This is a genomic window from Klenkia sp. PcliD-1-E (genome assembly GCF_024124375.1).
Lineage (GTDB): Bacteria > Actinomycetota > Actinomycetes > Mycobacteriales > Geodermatophilaceae > Klenkia.
In genome coordinates, this window is the sequence record NZ_JAMXRZ010000098.1 from 1 (window position 1) to 15,901 (window position 15,901).

General features: G+C 70.4%; 22 protein-coding genes and 1 pseudogene. 14 read left to right on the forward strand and 9 right to left on the reverse strand.

Annotated elements, in window-relative coordinates:
- The 8 genes from NH342_RS17165 to NH342_RS17200 form a co-directional block, all read left to right on the forward strand.
- Positions 1-1,549 (forward strand): hypothetical protein (locus tag NH342_RS17165; RefSeq protein WP_253016558.1); only part of this gene is annotated, 1,549 nt, incomplete at its 5' end.
- Positions 1,546-2,145 (forward strand): hypothetical protein, encoded by a 600-nt coding sequence (locus NH342_RS17170; RefSeq protein WP_253016559.1) that lies wholly within the window; start codon positions 1,546-1,548, stop codon positions 2,143-2,145. The genes NH342_RS17165 and NH342_RS17170, both read left to right, overlap by 4 nt.
- Positions 2,142-2,813: a hypothetical protein gene (locus NH342_RS17175; protein WP_253016560.1), complete on the forward strand. Its 672-nt coding sequence runs from the start codon at positions 2,142-2,144 to the stop codon at positions 2,811-2,813. Before NH342_RS17170 ends, NH342_RS17175 begins: the two co-directional genes overlap by 4 nt.
- A 94-nt stretch (positions 2,814-2,907) precedes the next feature.
- Positions 2,908-3,333, forward strand: a complete 426-nt coding sequence (locus NH342_RS17180; RefSeq protein WP_253016561.1) for a hypothetical protein — start codon at positions 2,908-2,910, stop codon at positions 3,331-3,333.
- Positions 3,323-4,213 (forward strand): hypothetical protein, encoded by an 891-nt coding sequence (locus NH342_RS17185; protein ID WP_253016562.1) that lies wholly within the window; start codon positions 3,323-3,325, stop codon positions 4,211-4,213. The genes NH342_RS17180 and NH342_RS17185 overlap by 11 nt, the downstream gene beginning before the upstream one ends.
- An 11-nt stretch (positions 4,214-4,224) precedes the next feature.
- A complete protein-coding gene (locus tag NH342_RS17190) occupies positions 4,225-4,413 on the forward strand; it encodes a hypothetical protein (protein ID WP_253016563.1) in 189 nt (62 codons plus the stop codon).
- Between the two features lie 31 nt (positions 4,414-4,444).
- Positions 4,445-5,176, forward strand: a complete 732-nt coding sequence (locus NH342_RS17195; protein WP_253016564.1) for a hypothetical protein — start codon at positions 4,445-4,447, stop codon at positions 5,174-5,176.
- A 221-nt stretch (positions 5,177-5,397) separates the two neighbouring features.
- Positions 5,398-5,631: a hypothetical protein gene (locus NH342_RS17200; protein WP_253016565.1), complete on the forward strand. Its 234-nt coding sequence runs from the start codon at positions 5,398-5,400 to the stop codon at positions 5,629-5,631.
- Positions 5,632-5,973: 342 nt separating this feature from the next.
- Here the strand turns inward: NH342_RS17200 and NH342_RS17205 are convergent, their stop codons facing one another.
- Complete coding sequence (locus NH342_RS17205; RefSeq protein ID WP_253016566.1) at positions 5,974-6,405, reverse strand: hypothetical protein; 432 nt, start codon at positions 6,403-6,405, stop codon at positions 5,974-5,976.
- A 168-nt stretch (positions 6,406-6,573) separates the two neighbouring features.
- On the opposite strand from NH342_RS17205, the pseudogene NH342_RS24550 reads away from it, so the two are divergent.
- The 5 genes and pseudogenes from NH342_RS24550 to NH342_RS17225 all read left to right on the forward strand — a co-directional run.
- Positions 6,574-6,810 (forward strand): annotated as a pseudogene (locus NH342_RS24550) (WhiB family transcriptional regulator); the annotation flags it as partial.
- Positions 6,811-6,813: 3 nt separating this feature from the next.
- Entirely contained in the window at positions 6,814-7,056 is a 243-nt protein-coding gene (locus tag NH342_RS17210) for a hypothetical protein (protein WP_253016567.1), read from the forward strand.
- The gene (locus tag NH342_RS17215) at positions 7,053-7,943 is read left to right on the forward strand and encodes a hypothetical protein (protein ID WP_253016569.1); all 891 of its coding nucleotides are present in this window, start codon (positions 7,053-7,055) and stop codon (positions 7,941-7,943) included. Before NH342_RS17210 ends, NH342_RS17215 begins: the two co-directional genes overlap by 4 nt.
- A complete protein-coding gene (locus NH342_RS17220) occupies positions 7,940-8,554 on the forward strand; it encodes a M48 family metalloprotease (protein ID WP_253016571.1) in 615 nt (204 codons plus the stop codon). The genes NH342_RS17215 and NH342_RS17220 overlap by 4 nt, the downstream gene beginning before the upstream one ends.
- Before the next feature lie 58 nt (positions 8,555-8,612).
- Complete coding sequence (locus NH342_RS17225) at positions 8,613-9,035, forward strand: hypothetical protein (protein ID WP_253016573.1); 423 nt, start codon at positions 8,613-8,615, stop codon at positions 9,033-9,035.
- 10 nt (positions 9,036-9,045) lie between these two features.
- Here the strand turns inward: NH342_RS17225 and NH342_RS17230 are convergent, their stop codons facing one another.
- From NH342_RS17230 to NH342_RS17265, 8 genes are all read right to left on the reverse strand, one after another.
- Entirely contained in the window at positions 9,046-9,579 is a 534-nt protein-coding gene (locus NH342_RS17230; RefSeq protein ID WP_253016575.1) for a YkgJ family cysteine cluster protein, read from the reverse strand.
- Positions 9,580-9,646: 67 nt separating this feature from the next.
- Positions 9,647-10,513: a phosphoadenosine phosphosulfate reductase family protein gene (locus NH342_RS17235; RefSeq protein ID WP_253016577.1), complete on the reverse strand. Its 867-nt coding sequence runs from the start codon at positions 10,511-10,513 to the stop codon at positions 9,647-9,649.
- Complete coding sequence (locus tag NH342_RS17240; RefSeq protein ID WP_253016578.1) at positions 10,506-11,249, reverse strand: hypothetical protein; 744 nt, start codon at positions 11,247-11,249, stop codon at positions 10,506-10,508. Before NH342_RS17240 ends, NH342_RS17235 begins: the two co-directional genes overlap by 8 nt.
- Positions 11,246-12,133, reverse strand: a complete 888-nt coding sequence (locus NH342_RS17245) for an RAMP superfamily CRISPR-associated protein (RefSeq protein WP_253016580.1) — start codon at positions 12,131-12,133, stop codon at positions 11,246-11,248. The genes NH342_RS17240 and NH342_RS17245 overlap by 4 nt, the downstream gene beginning before the upstream one ends.
- Positions 12,130-12,504: a hypothetical protein gene (locus NH342_RS17250; protein ID WP_253016582.1), complete on the reverse strand. Its 375-nt coding sequence runs from the start codon at positions 12,502-12,504 to the stop codon at positions 12,130-12,132. The genes NH342_RS17245 and NH342_RS17250 overlap by 4 nt, the downstream gene beginning before the upstream one ends.
- Positions 12,505-12,665: 161 nt before the next feature.
- The gene (locus NH342_RS17255) at positions 12,666-12,896 is read right to left on the reverse strand and encodes a hypothetical protein (protein WP_253016584.1); all 231 of its coding nucleotides are present in this window, start codon (positions 12,894-12,896) and stop codon (positions 12,666-12,668) included.
- Positions 12,893-13,456: a hypothetical protein gene (locus NH342_RS17260; RefSeq protein ID WP_253016586.1), complete on the reverse strand. Its 564-nt coding sequence runs from the start codon at positions 13,454-13,456 to the stop codon at positions 12,893-12,895. Before NH342_RS17260 ends, NH342_RS17255 begins: the two co-directional genes overlap by 4 nt.
- Before the next feature lie 271 nt (positions 13,457-13,727).
- Entirely contained in the window at positions 13,728-14,645 is a 918-nt protein-coding gene (locus NH342_RS17265; protein ID WP_253016587.1) for a hypothetical protein, read from the reverse strand.
- A gap of 404 nt (positions 14,646-15,049) precedes the next feature.
- Here NH342_RS17265 and NH342_RS17270 point away from each other — a divergent pair, with 404 nt between their 5' ends.
- Positions 15,050-15,754 carry a hypothetical protein gene (locus NH342_RS17270; protein WP_253016588.1) on the forward strand — a complete coding sequence of 235 codons (705 nt, stop codon included), beginning with the start codon at positions 15,050-15,052 and terminating at the stop codon, positions 15,752-15,754.
- Positions 15,755-15,901 lie beyond the last annotated feature (147 nt).

Here is a 15,901-nt window from a genome sequence, read left to right on the forward strand (position 1 = left end):
CCCCGCGCCGGCCCCGGCCGAGCCCGCGGCGGTGGCGAGCGCACCGGCGCCGGCCCCTCGTCGACGCCCGAGCCCGGACGCGACGTTCACCGCGCCGGCCGCCGTCCTGCACACCGACGGCATCTGGACCGCCGACGGCCATCGCCACGACCTGCCCGCCCAGCTGACCCACGTCGGGCACCTGGCCCAGGTCGTGCACGAGCTGAACCTGGGCACCCAGGTCACGGCCCGACGCAGCGAGCCCGGACAGCTGTGGGTCACCGCGGAAGCGCTGGCCAGCCTGGGCGTCGACGTCGCCCAGATCCCGGCCGACCCCACCGAGCGGGTCGAGGCCGTGCACGGTCTGACCCGCGGCGCTGAGCTGGTCACCGCTGCCCAGGCCGAGGGCTGGACCATCGGCGGCAGCGGGGATGGACTGCGGGCCTGGACCCGGGTCTGGCGCGGTGAGCAGCGCGGGGTGTGGATCGCTCTCATCCCGGCGATGAACGCCGACCCGCTCGAGGTACCCGTGCTGGCCGACTGTCCCAGCCCCGCCACGCTGGCCCGCCGACTCGCGCTGTTCGCCAGCCAGCTGCAGGCCCCCTGGGCGATGGGTGCCTCCGCGACCGGCATCGATCTGATGATCAGCCTGCGGTTCAAGGACCGAGACAAGCTGTTCAGCCCCCGCAAGCCCGTGCCGCCGGCGGCGATCGCCACCCTCGAGCAGGACCTGAACTGGTCGCGCGTCCCCACCGACGACGAGCGCGAGCAGACCTACCTGCACGCCTACGACCGCGGCGGGTCCTACGCCGCCGGCGTCGCCGGCCTCGAGCTGGGAATCGGCGACGCCGAGCACCACCCCGAGGGCCGCGACTTTGACCCCAAACTGCCCGGCTACTGGAAGGTCGAGGTCCCCGAGTCCGGGGACTGGCGCATCCCGCACCCCCTGGTCCCGCGGGGCACCATGCCCGCCCAGCCGATCTGGGTCACCACCCCCGGCCTGCAGCTGGCCTGGGAGCTGGGGCACCAGCCGCAGATCCTGGCCGCCTACACCTGGCCGGAGCACTCCCGCGTGCTCGACCCCTGGTACGAGCGGATCCGCGACGCACGCAGCGCTCTGGACACCGCCGACCCCGACGCCCAGAGCGCCCGCGACCTGCTCAAGATCGTCTACACCCGCACCATCGGCATGATGGGCAGCGAGGAATGGATGCGAGATCGGGCCGGCTACGACCCAGCTCGTCGGCACCATATCGTCGCCAAAGCGCGCACCAACATCCTGCGCCGGGTGCTGCAGATCGGCCGCGACAGCGACCGGTGGCCGGTGGCCATCACCGCCGACACCGTGCTCTACGCCTCGGCCGACCCCGACCCGGTGACGGCCTGGCCGGGCAAGCCCGAGCAGCTGGGCCGCGGACTGGGCCAGTTCAAGCCCGAGGCCTCCGGCCTGCTGGTCGACCAGCTGCCGCACCTGACCGGGCGGGGCTACAAGGGCAAGGAGCTCCTGGGACCGGCCGGCAGCACGGCGGGCACCGGGACGACGGCCGAGGTCGCTGAGGTCGGTCAGTGAACCGCGAGGGCTTCACCCGCGAGCTGCGGGGCACGGTGTTCAACGCCCTCACCGGCCGCGGCGGCGACGTCAGCGGCCGGCCCGACGGCGACGTGCGGGGGATGCTGCTGGCCATCGGCGGGCCGGCCAAGACCAAGTCAGGGATCAACCTCACGGCGGCCGCGGCCGCACTGGGGGTCTCCCGCCGCACCGCCGAGCGGTGGGTCACCAACGCCTCGCAGAAGAGCCGGCTGCGGGGCGCGAACCTGGCCAAGGTCGTCGCCCAGTCCCGGCAGGCCGCCACCACCAAGGCCGGGCGACGCCGGGCGATGGCCGCAGCTCGCCGCGGCTCGCTGACCCGCCGCGGCGCCAAGCTCAGCATCACCGGCAAGCAGGGTCCGACCCGGGCGGGCACTGACTACCGACGTCGCCGGCGAATCGACCTGATGCTCGGCCCAGGCGACGTCGAGGAGATGATGGCCGCCTACGAGCAGGGCGGCGATCAGGGCTACATGTCCTGGGTGGAGGCCTACGCCGGGGAGAACTACCTCGACGACTGGGGCGTGGACAGCCTGGACAAGCTCGAGGTCAGCGACCCCCGCGAGGACGGTCTGTGACCGCGGGCGACACCCTGCCGTCAGCCGAGGACCGCCCGCTACCGACCTGGACCGGTGAGCAGCTGGCGGTCGTGCTGAGCGTGCTGTTCGGCGTGAACAAGCGGGGCGGGCCCGACACCGCCGCAGCCGCGACCGCCCTGGAGGTCAGCCGGCGCAGCGTGCAGCGGTGGCTGCGCTCCGGGACCGGCGGCGCCGTGCGGATGTCGAAGCGGCACCTCGAGCAGGTCCGTGACCTGGCCGTCCCAGACGACGTCGTCCGGCGCGATGAGGAACGGGCCGCCGCCTACGCCCGTGACGCCCTCGAGCGCATCGCCTTGCCCAAGGGCCGCGGTGTGCTGCCGGCATGGCGCGACCAGCAGTGGCTCGACCAGCACCTGGTGACCGTCATCGACCTCCACCTGGGGCTCCGGCAGATCTCGCTGACCCGGGTGACCAGCCGCACCCAGCAGCGCGGGGAGCGCACCCGCGCAGGCACCCTCCTCGACTTCTGCGTGGTGGCCACCCGCTTCCACGCCCAACTGCTCGTGCACGCCGTTCTCACCGAGGTGCAGCCCTGGCGGGTCCGCGGCCGCGCCCGGGCCCCACGACAGGGCGCCAGCCACACCTGGCTGCCCGACGCCCCGCACACCGACCTCTCGGCGATGGCCGTGGCCCACGGCCTGCGCTGACGCCCAGCCGAGCAAGGAACATCACCATGCCGGCGTCACGGCCCGCGTCGCACCGGCACCTTCCTCTGGCGACTGATCATCGAGGGAGATCCGCATGCTGACGACGTTGCCGACCGCGGCCCGGGCCGACGGAAACGTAGAGTTCTTGGAGCCCATCGGGGAGCTGTTGAGAAACCTCCTGATGGCGTTCATCAGCCCACCGGGCGCCCTCTTCCTCGTGGGCATCCTGGCCCTCTTCGGGTTCGCCTACTTCGGCCGTTTCCCGCCAGGGTCCAAGGGGATGAGGGTGGCCGGTGTCCTCGCAGGATGCGCCGTCGTCGCCCTGGTAGTGGCCGGCGGGTTCGCGTTCGGATGGGGTGTCTTGGCCTGGGTGTTCGGCTCCCTGATCGCCCTCGGTCTGCTGATCGCAGGACTGCTGTTCCTGGGCTTGAAGCTCGACCGATGGGCCCGCACGCCGGCGGGTTCCCGAAGCACGAAGGACGTGCAGAACGGCTGCGGTCAGGTGCGGCATGGGGCGTAGCCGAAGCGCGGATCCCGACGGGTACCTCGACGCCGACCGCGGGTCCTCCAGCGACCCCACTAGCAAGCGCGCCGAGCTCCTGGGCGCAGCGACCGCCAGCGAACGAGCTGGCACCCGGGATGGAGCGCGCGAGCTCGACGTCGCGGTGGAGTCGATGCCCGGGCTGACCCGCCAGCAGCGCGACCGAGAGCGCGCGATGCCGCGACCCACCCTGGGCCTGGTGCCGCACCCGGCCATGGAGCGCACGCTGCCGGCCCCCGACGCGGTGCGGACCCCGCTGAGCTCACGCCAGCGCAAGGCCCGCTCGATCGCCAAGCACACCGCCCAGGAGCGGCTGCCGGCCACGCAGTACACCGCGACGGTGAACCTGGTCGGCCAACGCGAGCAGTGGCGTCGGATCAACGACGCCCTGTCCGAGGCGACCGGGGACGTCCAGGTGCTCGAGGACGACCAACGACGGGAGGTGCAGCGGGTCGACCGGGCGATCCAGACGTTCGAGCGGGCCAACAACCGAGGTCACGTCGTCTACAGCAACGTCGAGATGCCCGCGACGATGAACAGCGCCCACCTCGAGGCGTTCGTGCGCAAGCACTTCGCGGCCGGCACCGTCGTGCACTTCGACCGCTTCACGATGACCAACCACACCCTGCACGAGACCGAGCCCCGCCCCGGGGTGCAGGAGCGGACCGCGGTCTTCGAGATCCAGACCCGCCGAGGGGCCTACCTGGGTGCCTCCGACGGCCGGGACGACACCTCGCATCTGCTGCCCCGCGGGATGCGGTTCACCGTCGCCGGCGCGCACCCGGCGTCCTACCGCCGTCCCGACGGCACCCACGGGACCAGAACCGTCATCCAGCTCATCGACACCGCCACCACCTGAGGAGCGACCCGATGCCCTACATCGACAGCCACGGACGTCCCGAGATCCTGGTGCACCCCGACATCGTCGGCGGGCCGGCCAGCTGGCGCACCGAGCCTGCCGACGTCGAGAAGGACGCTGAGCGGCCAGCACCTCGCCGCCGGCGGGCCACGGGCCAGCGGCCCACCGAGGAGCAGAACACCGGCGGCAAGACCGAATGACCCTGCCCGGGGTCCCGGTCAGGATGCCGTGATGGCCTCCATCGCCGAGCTCGTCCGCAGCGGCGTGCGCGACCAGCTGCCCGAGCCGCCGTGGCGGTTGGTCCGCTACCGCCGAAGCACCGGCCCGACCGTCGAGCGCGACGTCGACCCCAACGACGGGGTCACCGAGGGCACCCTGCAGGCCACGTTGGCCATCGGTAGCCGGTTGGCGCCCAGCATCATCGGCCACCTCCGCCACGACGACCCGCTGTCGGCCCACCTGCAGCAGCTGGTCCCCGACGATGCCTGGTTCGCCCCCACCCCGATGCCACCGACCAGCAAGCCGAGCCCCCAACGCCCCACACACCCGGTGTGGAACGGCTACCTGCAGACCGCCGGCGGCACCGGTGACCTCATCACCATCCGGTCCATGGAGGACACCCCCACAGACGGGGAAATCGGGGTGGGCGTGACCGAGCTCCGACGCCAGCTCGACCTGGTCCGCATCCCCTCCCTGGCCGAGATGGTGGAGACCATCGACCAGCACTGTCGGCTGGGGCATGGCGGGAATCCCACTCACACAGCTCGGTCCCTGGCCCTGGCGTACCTGGTGCGCGGACAGCTCGACGAGGGTCTGCGCCTGGTCGAACTGTCCCGCGAGGCCTACCTGCGAACCGCCGGCGACGTCCTGATCCGCCAGCCCCGGCGAGTAGCCCACGAGCTGGATGAGGTCCAGCGGCTGGAGCGGTTCGCTGCATGGCTCCCGACCGCACCGATTAGTTGAGCATGCGGGGCGCGCTTTTATGCCCGATTATCGGGGTGCTTGCTAGTTGGTCACCCGGCGCAAGTTCTGCATAAATTGATTCACCCGATCGAGCTACCCGTTTTTCACCCGCTGTGTACGCATTTCGGAGGCCGGTCAGCACGATTAGTAGCGAGGAGGGATGGCCCCGCCTCACGCGATTCCTCGACGAGGTTTCGCAGACGCTACTGAGGAGTTCAATTATGAATGAGGACGAGAAGATTCGTCGCCTGGTCCGACGCATGTCGGACGTCGCAGCCCGAACCGGGCTACCGCTTCCAGAAAGCCCCGCCGCGGTGGAACGGCTGGCGGGGGAGTGGTGGGCGTGGATGTGCGAGTGGAGTTTGTTGCCCCGCACAGCTTTCGGACGGCAGGTGTCATCGCAGATCAGGCGGCAGGCTGAGGACGAGACCCTGTTCGTCGCCCTGTACGCCTGACCGCCTCTGCTGCCCGGTCGTCAAGACCGGGCAGCAGCAGGAGGCAGAGACGCCGACCAAGGTCGACGCCGCTGGCCTTCTAGGGGTGCACTCAGACTTGCTTGCTTACTACGATAATAATCAGAAGCATCAAGAACAGAGCTGCGACTACCGCTCCGCTAACAAAAATCACAATCATTGTTTTCCCTCTTTTCCGCCCCTCTGGTCCTCCTCTCCTCGCGGCTTCTTGGCTCCCCATTAGGGCTACAACTATTGTACCACAGAATCCCGTGATCGCATAACGCAATAAGGGTCCCGTCTAATGGTGTTTAGCATGGCAAAATGTCTGCGTTGTACCTCCGGTCAGCCGGGCGGTCTGGACTGCCCAGAGGTGCCGAACCGCCACTGCGCCCACTGCCGCGTCCGGCTCATCCCGGTCGACGTGGTGAGCGCGGCGGCCACCTGCGCCCAGCTGAGCCCGGCCGCCCGGGCCGAGGCCACCGCGGCGTCGAGCCGGCCCGCCGGCGCCTGCTCGAGCGCGGCGACAGCCCGGTTCAGAGCCCGGTGGGGGTGGTTGGCCAGCCAGGCCTCGATCGCCGCGGCGTCGAAGACGACTCGGCGGTTGACCAGCAGCGGTCGGGGGGCGGGCATGCCGGCGGTGATGCGCACCCGGCCGGTCGTTCGGCCGTCACCCGTTGCCGAGAAGCCGGCCCGCAGCGTGGAGGTGGTTGGGCGGATCCCGAGCTCGTCGGCGATGCGATCGGCGACCTGGTCGTAGGTGTAGCTGTCAGGCACGGACCCCTCGCCTATTTGACGCTTCACAGCACGAGCGGCATGCTTGCCGCACGTCGTCTCACCAGATGGCGACACGGGCCTGACCAGCCCGACGATTCAAGGAGCTGGACCACGATGACTGTGATGGTGCCTGCCGCCGAGCGGCTCTATGCTGATCCCACTACGAGCATGCAGGTTGTCCCGGAGGCACTCCACCGCGGTGGGGTCGCCTCCGGTGCACGTTCTGGGGCCTCCTCGGCCTGCAGCGGCCGAGTGGACCTGGACTGGGTACCCGACCAGGAGGCGCCGGTGGTACCTCGGCTGCAGCGTCGACTGTGCCGGTCCTGCCCCCTGCGGTCGACCTGCCTGACGTGGGCACTGCAGACCCGGTCAGTCGGGTACTGGGCCGGCACGACCACCACCGACCGCATGGCCCTGGCCGGCGCCGAGGATCTGCAGCTGGTCGACCTCGACGCCCGCCAGGACGAGCTGGCTCGCACCCTCGCCGCGGCCGCGGCGGCGGAGCGGGCCAAGGCCTTGCACCCGGCAGGGGAGGGGCACCTGCGCTGGTACCGCCGTGGTTGCCGCTGCTCGGAGTGCCGGTCGGCGAACACCGCCCTGCGTGCCGCTGAGCGTGCCCGGACTGCCTCCCGGGAGAAGGTGGCGGCATGACCCCTTCCGTGCCCGTCCACGGCGCCACTGAGCGGTCGGCAGGCGTGCTGGAGTCGCCGTGGGCGCGGGTGAAGAACCCGCGGCCGATCCCGACCCGGCTCCAGCCGGAGGAGATCTCGCAGCTCGACGATGACCAGCTGCGGATGCTGGTGCGTGACAACCTGCTGCCGCGGGAGTCCGACGTCGATGGGCGTGCCCGGTGGGTGGCGCTGTGGGCGCTGCTGGCCGATGACCCCGACCTCACCGAGCTGGCCTTCAACGCCCTCGAGGACCTCATGGACGTCACCGAGGACGCGATCGAGGGCGGCGATCTGGACGAGGCTGCCACCAAGCGGGCCCGCAAGTTCCTGCGCGGTTGCGAGGAGGCGTGGGCGCGGCTGCAGGTCGACGAGCAGCGGCCGCTGGGGTGGGCTGGTCGACGGGCGATGGCGTGGGATCCGTTGAGCCGGCGGGTGCTCGAGCAGCTGGTGCTGGCCATCGCCGAGCACCGCCACCAGCTCACCGACCTCGGTGACCTCCACCCGGTCGACGAGCAGTTGTGGGCGGTGCTCGAGGACGTCGGGCTCGACCCGGCCGGCTACCGCCGCGGTCCTCGGCCGCCGTACCTCACGGCACCCACCTCCGGCGGCCGCGGCGGGGCGCAGGACCGGCGGCAGCTGGGCCTTCCTCCAGTCGATCCGCAAGAGCCGTTGGGCTGGGCTGGTTCCGCGGCCGTCGGGTTCAAGCCGCCGGCGCGTCCAGTGCTCGAGCGCCTGGCGCTGGCCATCGCAGGCCACCGCTTGGCCGTCGCCCAAGTCGACGCCGTCCGCTCGGCTGTCGATGAGCCGCTGTGGGCGGTGCTGCGCGACGTCGGCCTCGACCCCCTCGAGCTGCGCCGGCCGGCATGACCAAGACGGTGCCCGCGCCAGCGTCGCTCGTGCAGGAGGTCGAGGCCCTCATCTTGCGCGGGAAGCGCCTAGGACACGCGCCGTCGTCGCAGCCGGAGATCTACGTCGGTGGCCGCAGTTGGGCGCAGCCGGCACGTGGGGGGCGGCCTGCGCGCATCACGATCGACGCTCGACTGCTGGATCGCCCGGCCACCGACCGGTGCTGGGTAATCGGGCACGAGCTGGGGCATCTTCTGGCTGTCACCGTCCAGCCCGGAACGATCCTGCAACAGTCGCTCATGGCCCTCGGCGCAGCTGTAGCGACCGCGACAGCAATCGGGTTCGTGGGCATCGCCCTCCCGGCGGGCTGGGCATCAATCCCCAACGGGCCGGCCTGGTTCTGGTGCGGCGTCGGGCTCGTCAGCGCCGTGGTCATCGCTCTGCTCGGGTTGATGCAGCGCTCGCGCGACACCGAGACGGCTTGTGACCGGGCCTCGGCGATCATCTACGGACAGGTCATGACCGAGGGGCACGTCGAAGACCTACTCCGTCGAGAGGGGTTCACCCGCCTAGTGCCAACGGCGCTCCGTACCCATCCCCGGCCGCGGCAGCGGTGGGAGCTGCTGCGCTGACCACGCCGATCATCTATCCCTCCGCAGCGGGTCAGCTTCGGGGCACAACGTAGGCCTTGTGCCCGGCGACGCGGAGCAGCAGGATGTCGAGCACCGTGGAGTCTGGGGGACGGAAATGACCCGTCGTACGCTTTCTCGTTTTCTCACCGTTATTGCTTTGACCATCTTGATCCCCGTGGTGAACAACTCCTCACCGGCCCAGGCCTACCCGTGGGACCCCCACGTGTTCGTTAGTGGATCCGTCTCGAACTGCGTACCGACCACGCCGAACGGATGGGCCTGGTACGACACCAGTGAAGGCGAGAAGGGCTGGGCCCAATGGGGATCAAGTGGTCAATTCACCTTCCAGTTGAACAACGTACCGCCTGGCGGTTCCCTGGTCTCGCTAGCGTGGGGAAATAGCGGCAGTTGCCAACAGAAGGTGTTCTTCACGGTCACGCGGCCGGCCTCGAGTAATCAGTTCTCGGCGGGGCGTAAGTAGCCCTGATTGCCTACGGGCGAATTCGTCGGCGCCCGGCTAACAAGAGCGCGGCCAGCTCTGCTGACTGGGACCGATCTCCGCGTAGGAAGCCTGCTAGCAGTTGGGCGGCGTGAGGGTCGACGGCTGCCGAGCGGAGCAGCGTCCGCATGCCGTCGATGTCCTGAGCGCTGCCCCCAATCTGAAAGCTGTCCAGCAGGGCCTCGAGGGTCTCGATGTCGGTCAGCGGCGCTGCGGTGGTGGTGCAGCCGTGCGGGCAGGGCATCGCCTCCGCGACGCCCCATAGCCGGCAGATCATCGGCCGGGAGTCGTGCACCGAGCAGCGTCGTTGCCCGAAGGCGTTGGTTCGGAGTGCCGGGCAGGCCCCGTCGGTGGTCGGCGCCTGCAGGTCCACACCCCGAGCTGCGATCGCCGAGGTCTCCGCGTCAGAGGCCTCGACGTGCTGCTCGCACGAGGACGCGCACAGCCCGCGGCAGGCGACCGTAGGGAGCCGCCCGTACAGCTCCTGCAGCTGCTGCAAGCGGCCCTGCAGGTTTCGTCGGCTCACCCTCGAAGCATGCCCCGGGCCGGAGGCAGGAGGCGTAGATGCGGGGAGCCGCTCGACCGACCTGCACTCAGACGAACTCGCGCAGCCGAGGCAGGACGGTCGCGATCTCCTCGAACAGGTCGGGCCAGCCACGGCGCAGCCAGGTCGCTCGGCCTTGCTCGAGCTGGCCGCCATCGAGCATGTGGGACACCCGCTGGGCGTGCTCGGGGGCACCGAGGGCTCGCAGCTTGGCGTAGACGGGGTTGACCGGCAGTTCGTGGCGGGCCAGGTAGGCCCAGACGTCGGTGGTCTTCCAGTCCCAGACCGGCCCGAAGGCGGTGGTGCCGTCTATGCGGTGGATGACCCCGCCGTGGCGCTGGCGGGCCGTGGGGTCCGGCTGCGGGCTGGTGCAGGTGCGGCAGCCGACGAGCTCGGTGCGTAGGGCGTTGGCGTAGAGGGCGGCGCGGCCGCGGGACTCCTGGGCGCGGACGCCCCACAGCTCGCCGGGGCCGTGGTCGGCGTGGGCCCGGGCCGCGGGTTCGGCGATGAGGACCTGGTGCAGATCCGGGCGGGTCGCCGGCCGTGGGGTGTGGTGGTCCCAGGCGCCGCTGTCGCGCAGTACCTGCAGCGTGGTGCTGCGCGCGGGAACGCCGTGGAAGTTCAGGTGCAGCTGGTCGACCAGCTGCTCGAGGTAGCGGTAGGTCTCGGGGTACTCCAGGCCGGAGTCGAAGAACACGACCGGGACGTTGGGCTCGACGGCCAGGGTCAGGTGCAGGACCGCGAGGGAGTCCTTGCCGCCGGAGAAGGCGAGGTAGCCGTCGTGGGTCTCCAGGTGATCGGTGATGCGGGCCCGCAGCGTCGCCGGGTCGTGCCGCGGCCGCCGTAGTGCGGCCAGCGCGGTGAGGTCCAGGCCGGGGCCGGGCTGGCCGGCGGTGCGCTGGTGGGGGTCAGGCATCAAGCAGTGCGGGCAGGTGGAGGGTCTGCTGGCGGGCCGGGTGCATGTAGGGCGGCCGGATGCCGGCGGTGCCGTAGCCACCGTCGGGGACCGGTGGGTGGCCGGCCAGGCACGCTGCCGGGGTGGGGCGGCCCAGGGTGCCGTCGGGGTGCAGGTGGGCTGCGGCCCACGGGTCCAGCTGGGGGGTGGGGGTGATGGTCCAGGCCAGGACGTGGCCCTCGCCGTGGGCGCGCTTCTTGCCGATCGCGGTGATGGTGCCCAGCAGGGTCTCGATGGCGTCGGGGTCTCCGACGGCGTGCCAGGTGACCGCGCTGCAGGTGGTGACCAGCAGCGGCATGCGGCGGGCGCGGTAGCGGCCTTGGCGGTCCGACACCGTCGCCGGCAGGGTTGCGCTGAGCTGGCCGACGGCGCGGTGGTCGACCCGGCCAGACCAGGTGCGGACCTCGGGCAGGGTGGCGGGCCGGCCCTGGGGTGCGGCGCAGGTGGCCGCCCAGTGCCAGGCGCCGTCCGGGGTGGTGCAGCGGGCCAGTGGGAGCGGGAGGTCCTCGGGCTCGAGGGTGTCGGCCAGGGTGTCGGTGAAGGCGCCGGCGGCGCGGATGGCCGCCTTGTGGTCGGCCCACAACGCCGCGGCGAGCAACCCGTCCAGGGCGATGCCCCAAGGGGCTGCCTGGGCGATGCCGCCGGCGAGCTCGGCGCGCACGATGAGGGGCACATGGCTGGTCGTGGCTGTGGTCATGCCAGGGCCTGCAGCGCGGTGATGGCGGCCTCGGGGTCGGCCAGCAGAGGTGTGCGCCAGTCGACGTCGGGGTCGACCGGAGCCCCGGCGAGCACGGTGGGGGTGAGGGCGGTGGCGACCTGACCGTGGCCGATGGCTGCTCGTCCGCCGATGCGGCCGTCGCGGCCGAAGACCTCGAGGATCTCGGTGAGGAAGGAGATCTCGGTGAGGGTGGCTCTGTCGGCGCGCAGCCAGGTGCTCAAGGTGGTGCCGGCGGGCAGGGTCTCGATCCGGTAGCACATGAGCTGCTCGGTGCCGGTGGGTTCGGGGAGCTGGTCGACCTGGGGAACGCCGTCGACGACGGGGACGCGGTGGACGTCGGTGAAGGCGTGGTGATTGCTGTCGTCCTGGCGGATGTAGGTCTCCAGCTGGGTGCTGTCGAACACCGGCAGCTGAAGGGCGGGGTCGACATCGAGCAGGTGGGCAGTCTCAGCGAAGTGGGGGACGATCTTGCCGACCTGCAGGCAGCCGTCGATGATGCGGCCGCCGGCGGCGCAGCCGAAGACCCCGACCTGGGGGATGAGGTCGCGCAGGGTCTGAAGTCGGCGGCCCGACAGTGGTTCGCCGGTGGTCTTGGTGAGCGCTCCTCCGCCGCGCAGTGCGTGCGCCGCGGGCAGGGGCAGGGTCTGCTCGTAGTGCAGGACGTCGCGCAGCAGCTCCTCCCCGATCCGGCGCAGCCGGCCGCGGAACCCGTTACCGGACAGGATCGGCACGTGGATGGGCCGGCCCTGGGGGGTGAGCACCAGTTCGCGGCGCAGCAGGGTGATGGTGCCGCGGGTCTCCCCGCCGTGGGCGAGGGACGAGCGGGCCTGCAGGGTGCCAGTCCACTTGATAGTGGTGGTCATGGCCGGGCTCCCGGGGCGGTGGGGCGGGCATCGCGGACGGCGTCGGTGGTGATGCGGGTGCGCAGCAGGAGGGCCTCGGTCTCGGCGCGCAGGATCTCCAGGACCGGGGTGGGGTCGGCGCGCAGGAGGTGCTCGAGCTCGGCTCGCTCGGCGGCGTTGCGGGGGTGAGAGCCCAGTTCGGTGGCGACGTCGCGCCACCAGCGGCGCAGGGTGCCGACGCGGTAGGTGGCGGTGATGACCCGGTCGGGCAGCAGCTGCTCCCAGTAGGTGGCGCGGTAGTTGCTGACCCAGCCGGTCTGCCAGTCGATGCCGTAGTGGATGCAGAGCAGGAGGCGTTCGGCGGTGCCGGCAGGGCCGGTGAGCGGGGGCATGTGCGCGGCGGCATGGCTGAGCCACCGGTCGCTGGGCCACGACGGAGTGGTGGCGCCAGTGGTGGGGTCCGTGGTGGCAACACTGGTGGCAACACTGGTGGCACTCGTGGTGGCAGGACCGGTGGCAGTTGTGGTGGCGCCTCTGGTGTCCTGAGTGGTGGTCACTGGTGGACCCCGAAGGCGGGCAGGGCCATGAAGTCCACAGTCGCGTGCAGGCACCGCTCGCACTCGACGTCCCCGATCGAGGCCGTGGTCGGGTCGGCGACGAGCCGGCGGCACAGGGTGATGTGCGGCAGCTGGTCGGGGCGGTGCCCGGGCATGGCCGGGGTGTGCAGGACCAAGTGGGTCTGCTGGTCGGTGGGGCTGGTGACGGAGTGGAACGGCAGGGTCATGGTCGGGCCTTCCGGGTCGCTGGACGGGGTGGTGCAGCCGCGATCGCGGTGGGGGAGTCGCTGAGGGTGATGTGGAGGGCCAGGTCCATCCACGGGCGGCGCTCGCGCCAGGGGGCCACCGTGGCCCAGTCCTGCATCACCTCGCCGTAGGCGGCGGGGAACAGCCGCCGCAGGGCGGGGAAGGCCGGGGCGGGGGCGGTGAGCATCCGTGAGCCGAAGCCGCGGCCGCGCAGCCGGCGGATCGCCTCGAGCCGGACGACGTCGTGGGCGCTCCAGGACAGGTGGGCGTCCTCGACGGTGACGCGACCCCAGACCGCGGTGGGCATCAGGTGCTTGCGCCCGGGGTGCAGGGGCACCACGAGGGCCTCGGCGGGGTTCAGCGGGCACTGCAGGCGCTGGGCGACCTGAGTGGCGGTGAGGGCCTGGAGGTGACCGCTGCGGGTCACCAGGTGCGCCCCAGCGCGCAGCGGTGGGTGCCGGTAGCCCCACGCGCAGCAGGAGCAGATGGCCCCGGTGGTGGGGTCGGCCCAGCCGTCGTAGGCGGTGAAGACCTTGCTCACCACTGACGCCAGCGGGACGACCTCGCCAGCTCGACCGCATCGGGCGCACCGTCCAGGCCGGTGGTCCGCGCCCAGGCGCCGCCGGCCGGCGGCCGCCCAGGCCACCTCGAGCACGTCCACCAGTGCCTCCCCTCCCGGCCCCGCTCAGCCGCGAGGTGGTCCTGACGCCCGGGGAAGGTGGAGGTCGACGTCGATTTGTGACGGCGGGCGCCCAGGGTGAGTCGAGGCCGACCGCCAGACAAGCGCTGGGCGCGCCGGGGGCTTGTGTCGCTCAGTGAGGAGGAAAATCAGACCTTTTGCGGTCGTTCCAGTCTTTGTTGTCCTTGAAGTGGTCCGTGCAAGTCTCGCAGTCCGCGCCCCAAATGTAGGGGTCGAGCTTGTGCAGTCGACGACGAAGAGCGCCGGCACTAGTCGCCACCGATCCCCCTGGCCAGCGCATGCCTGGCGCCAAGCTGGCCCCATGCAGATAGATCATTTCGCCGATCCCCAAACCCTCGTAATATCCGGGGTCTGTCCGATCGGCAGACTGGGGGTCGAGGTCGTCAATTCTGTACCACTTAGCAAAGATCGAACCGAACGGCCCGGGGCCGGGAAGCCCAATCCCCGGTGAGAACTGAGCCCGCAGTCCACTGGCACGGTGTTGAACGATCCAGCTGCCGTCTTCGCACTTTTCCGTGAGCATGCTGGGATCGGACGCCACACCCCGAACGACTGCTCGATCGGTCTCCAACTTCTGCCTTACCGCCGCCGGCGTGAGCCGTTCAACCAAGGCGGGCAGGGCATCTAGGCGATGTTCGGCGAGGCGGGCGGAAGGGCCGCTGCTCCTCCGAGCAGGCAGACCGCCGGGCCGCGACGCAGATAAGGACGCACCCTGGGCCACGTCGGCGACCAGCTGGTCCCAGTAGGCATCGACCTCATGATGCAACCAGTGCCTGTTGGTCTTGTACTTGCCGGTAGTGCGGAGCGCCTCCAACGATGCATTCACGAACCGGTCAACGAGGTAATTCAAGTCATCAGCGGACAGAGCTTGCCGCTCTTGGTCGACGACCCTCTGCTGAAGCTTCGCTCGAGCGCGCCACCGAGTGATGGGGTGCCGCCAGGTCGTCTGCTCGAGCTCGACCCGAGCCCGGGTCAACTTCTCTTCCGCTATTAGTGCCGACAGGATTCGCTGATCGCGGGATTGTGCCACGCGATCCTCCGCTCCAAGCTCCAACACTTGCGCGGTCCCCCTTCTTGTCGAACTACGGATCGTTGAGACTCTATACGTGAATTGTTGTCGGCGCTGCGGGCGGCAGCCGGGCTAAGACCTCGTGCGAATCATGCCGTCCGCAGATCGCGGGTATCGCCTAGACGCGCGGCAACAGACCGCTCCAGACATCGCTATAACGGTTTGATTACGCACCTTATTTGCTTTTCATGTGGCCGGGTTCACGGAAAGATTTCGCTCACACCGGTACAGCCGGCACCCCATGCCGGCTGTACCGGTGACTTATGTCTTTTCGACCCGTGACAACAGACCACCGTGCACTAGGCTAGTGAATGCCAACCAAGACGGGCCTGACCAGCCCAACGAAATCAGACGAGGTACATGCCGTGACCGTTTCCATCATCAGTCAAGAGTGGCTTTCGGGCCGGACCGGGTGCCGTGAGGGGTCCACCGTCATCGCCCCCTTGAGCGGCCTCGACGACTCCGGCGCTCTCCAGATCAACCCCTCGGCGGACGGCACGGGTGAGGTGGTCCCGCTGCCGAAGCCGGGCGAGGTGGTGTGGCTGACCGGACAAGGGGAGGAGGAGACCTGCCGGGGCGTGTGGGTCGGCACTCTCCGCGAGGCACCAGCCGCCACCGTCCCCGCCGAGCTGTCCGCCCGAGTGCTCGTCGACGGCCAGCTCCGCATGATGCGGGGGCCCGCCTGCCGGTTCGACGCTCGACGGGTCGTCCTCGGTGACGGGGAGGTTCCCCCGGCCGAGATGCTGGCCGGCCTTGCCCAACTGTCCACGCTCCTCGACCAGCAAGCTGCCGAACACCAGTCGTGGCGGGAGGAGATGGCGGCCGCCGCACACGAGAAGGCCGAGGCCCACGACCTCTGCGGCGTGTTCGACGCCTTCATGGCCGACTGGGGACTCCCCGGGCGGACGCGCACGTGGGCGGTGTGCGTGGACACCAGCGAGAGCGTGACGCTCTACGTGCAGGCGAACTCCCAAGAGGAGGCCGAGAACTCCGTGACCTCCGACCAGGTCGACGCCGCGCGCAGCGCGTACACGATGAACTGGACTGTGACCCACTGCTCGCAGGAGTAAAAGCGCACAGTGGGGAGCGGAAGCGTTTTCGCTCCCCACTGTTTCGCCGAAAGCTAATACCAAAACATAATTGGCAGTTTTGGTTTCCGGCGTGCCGGAAACATTCCTGCGAGCGGGGCGCGCAGCGCCCCGCCTCAGCGCCGCAGG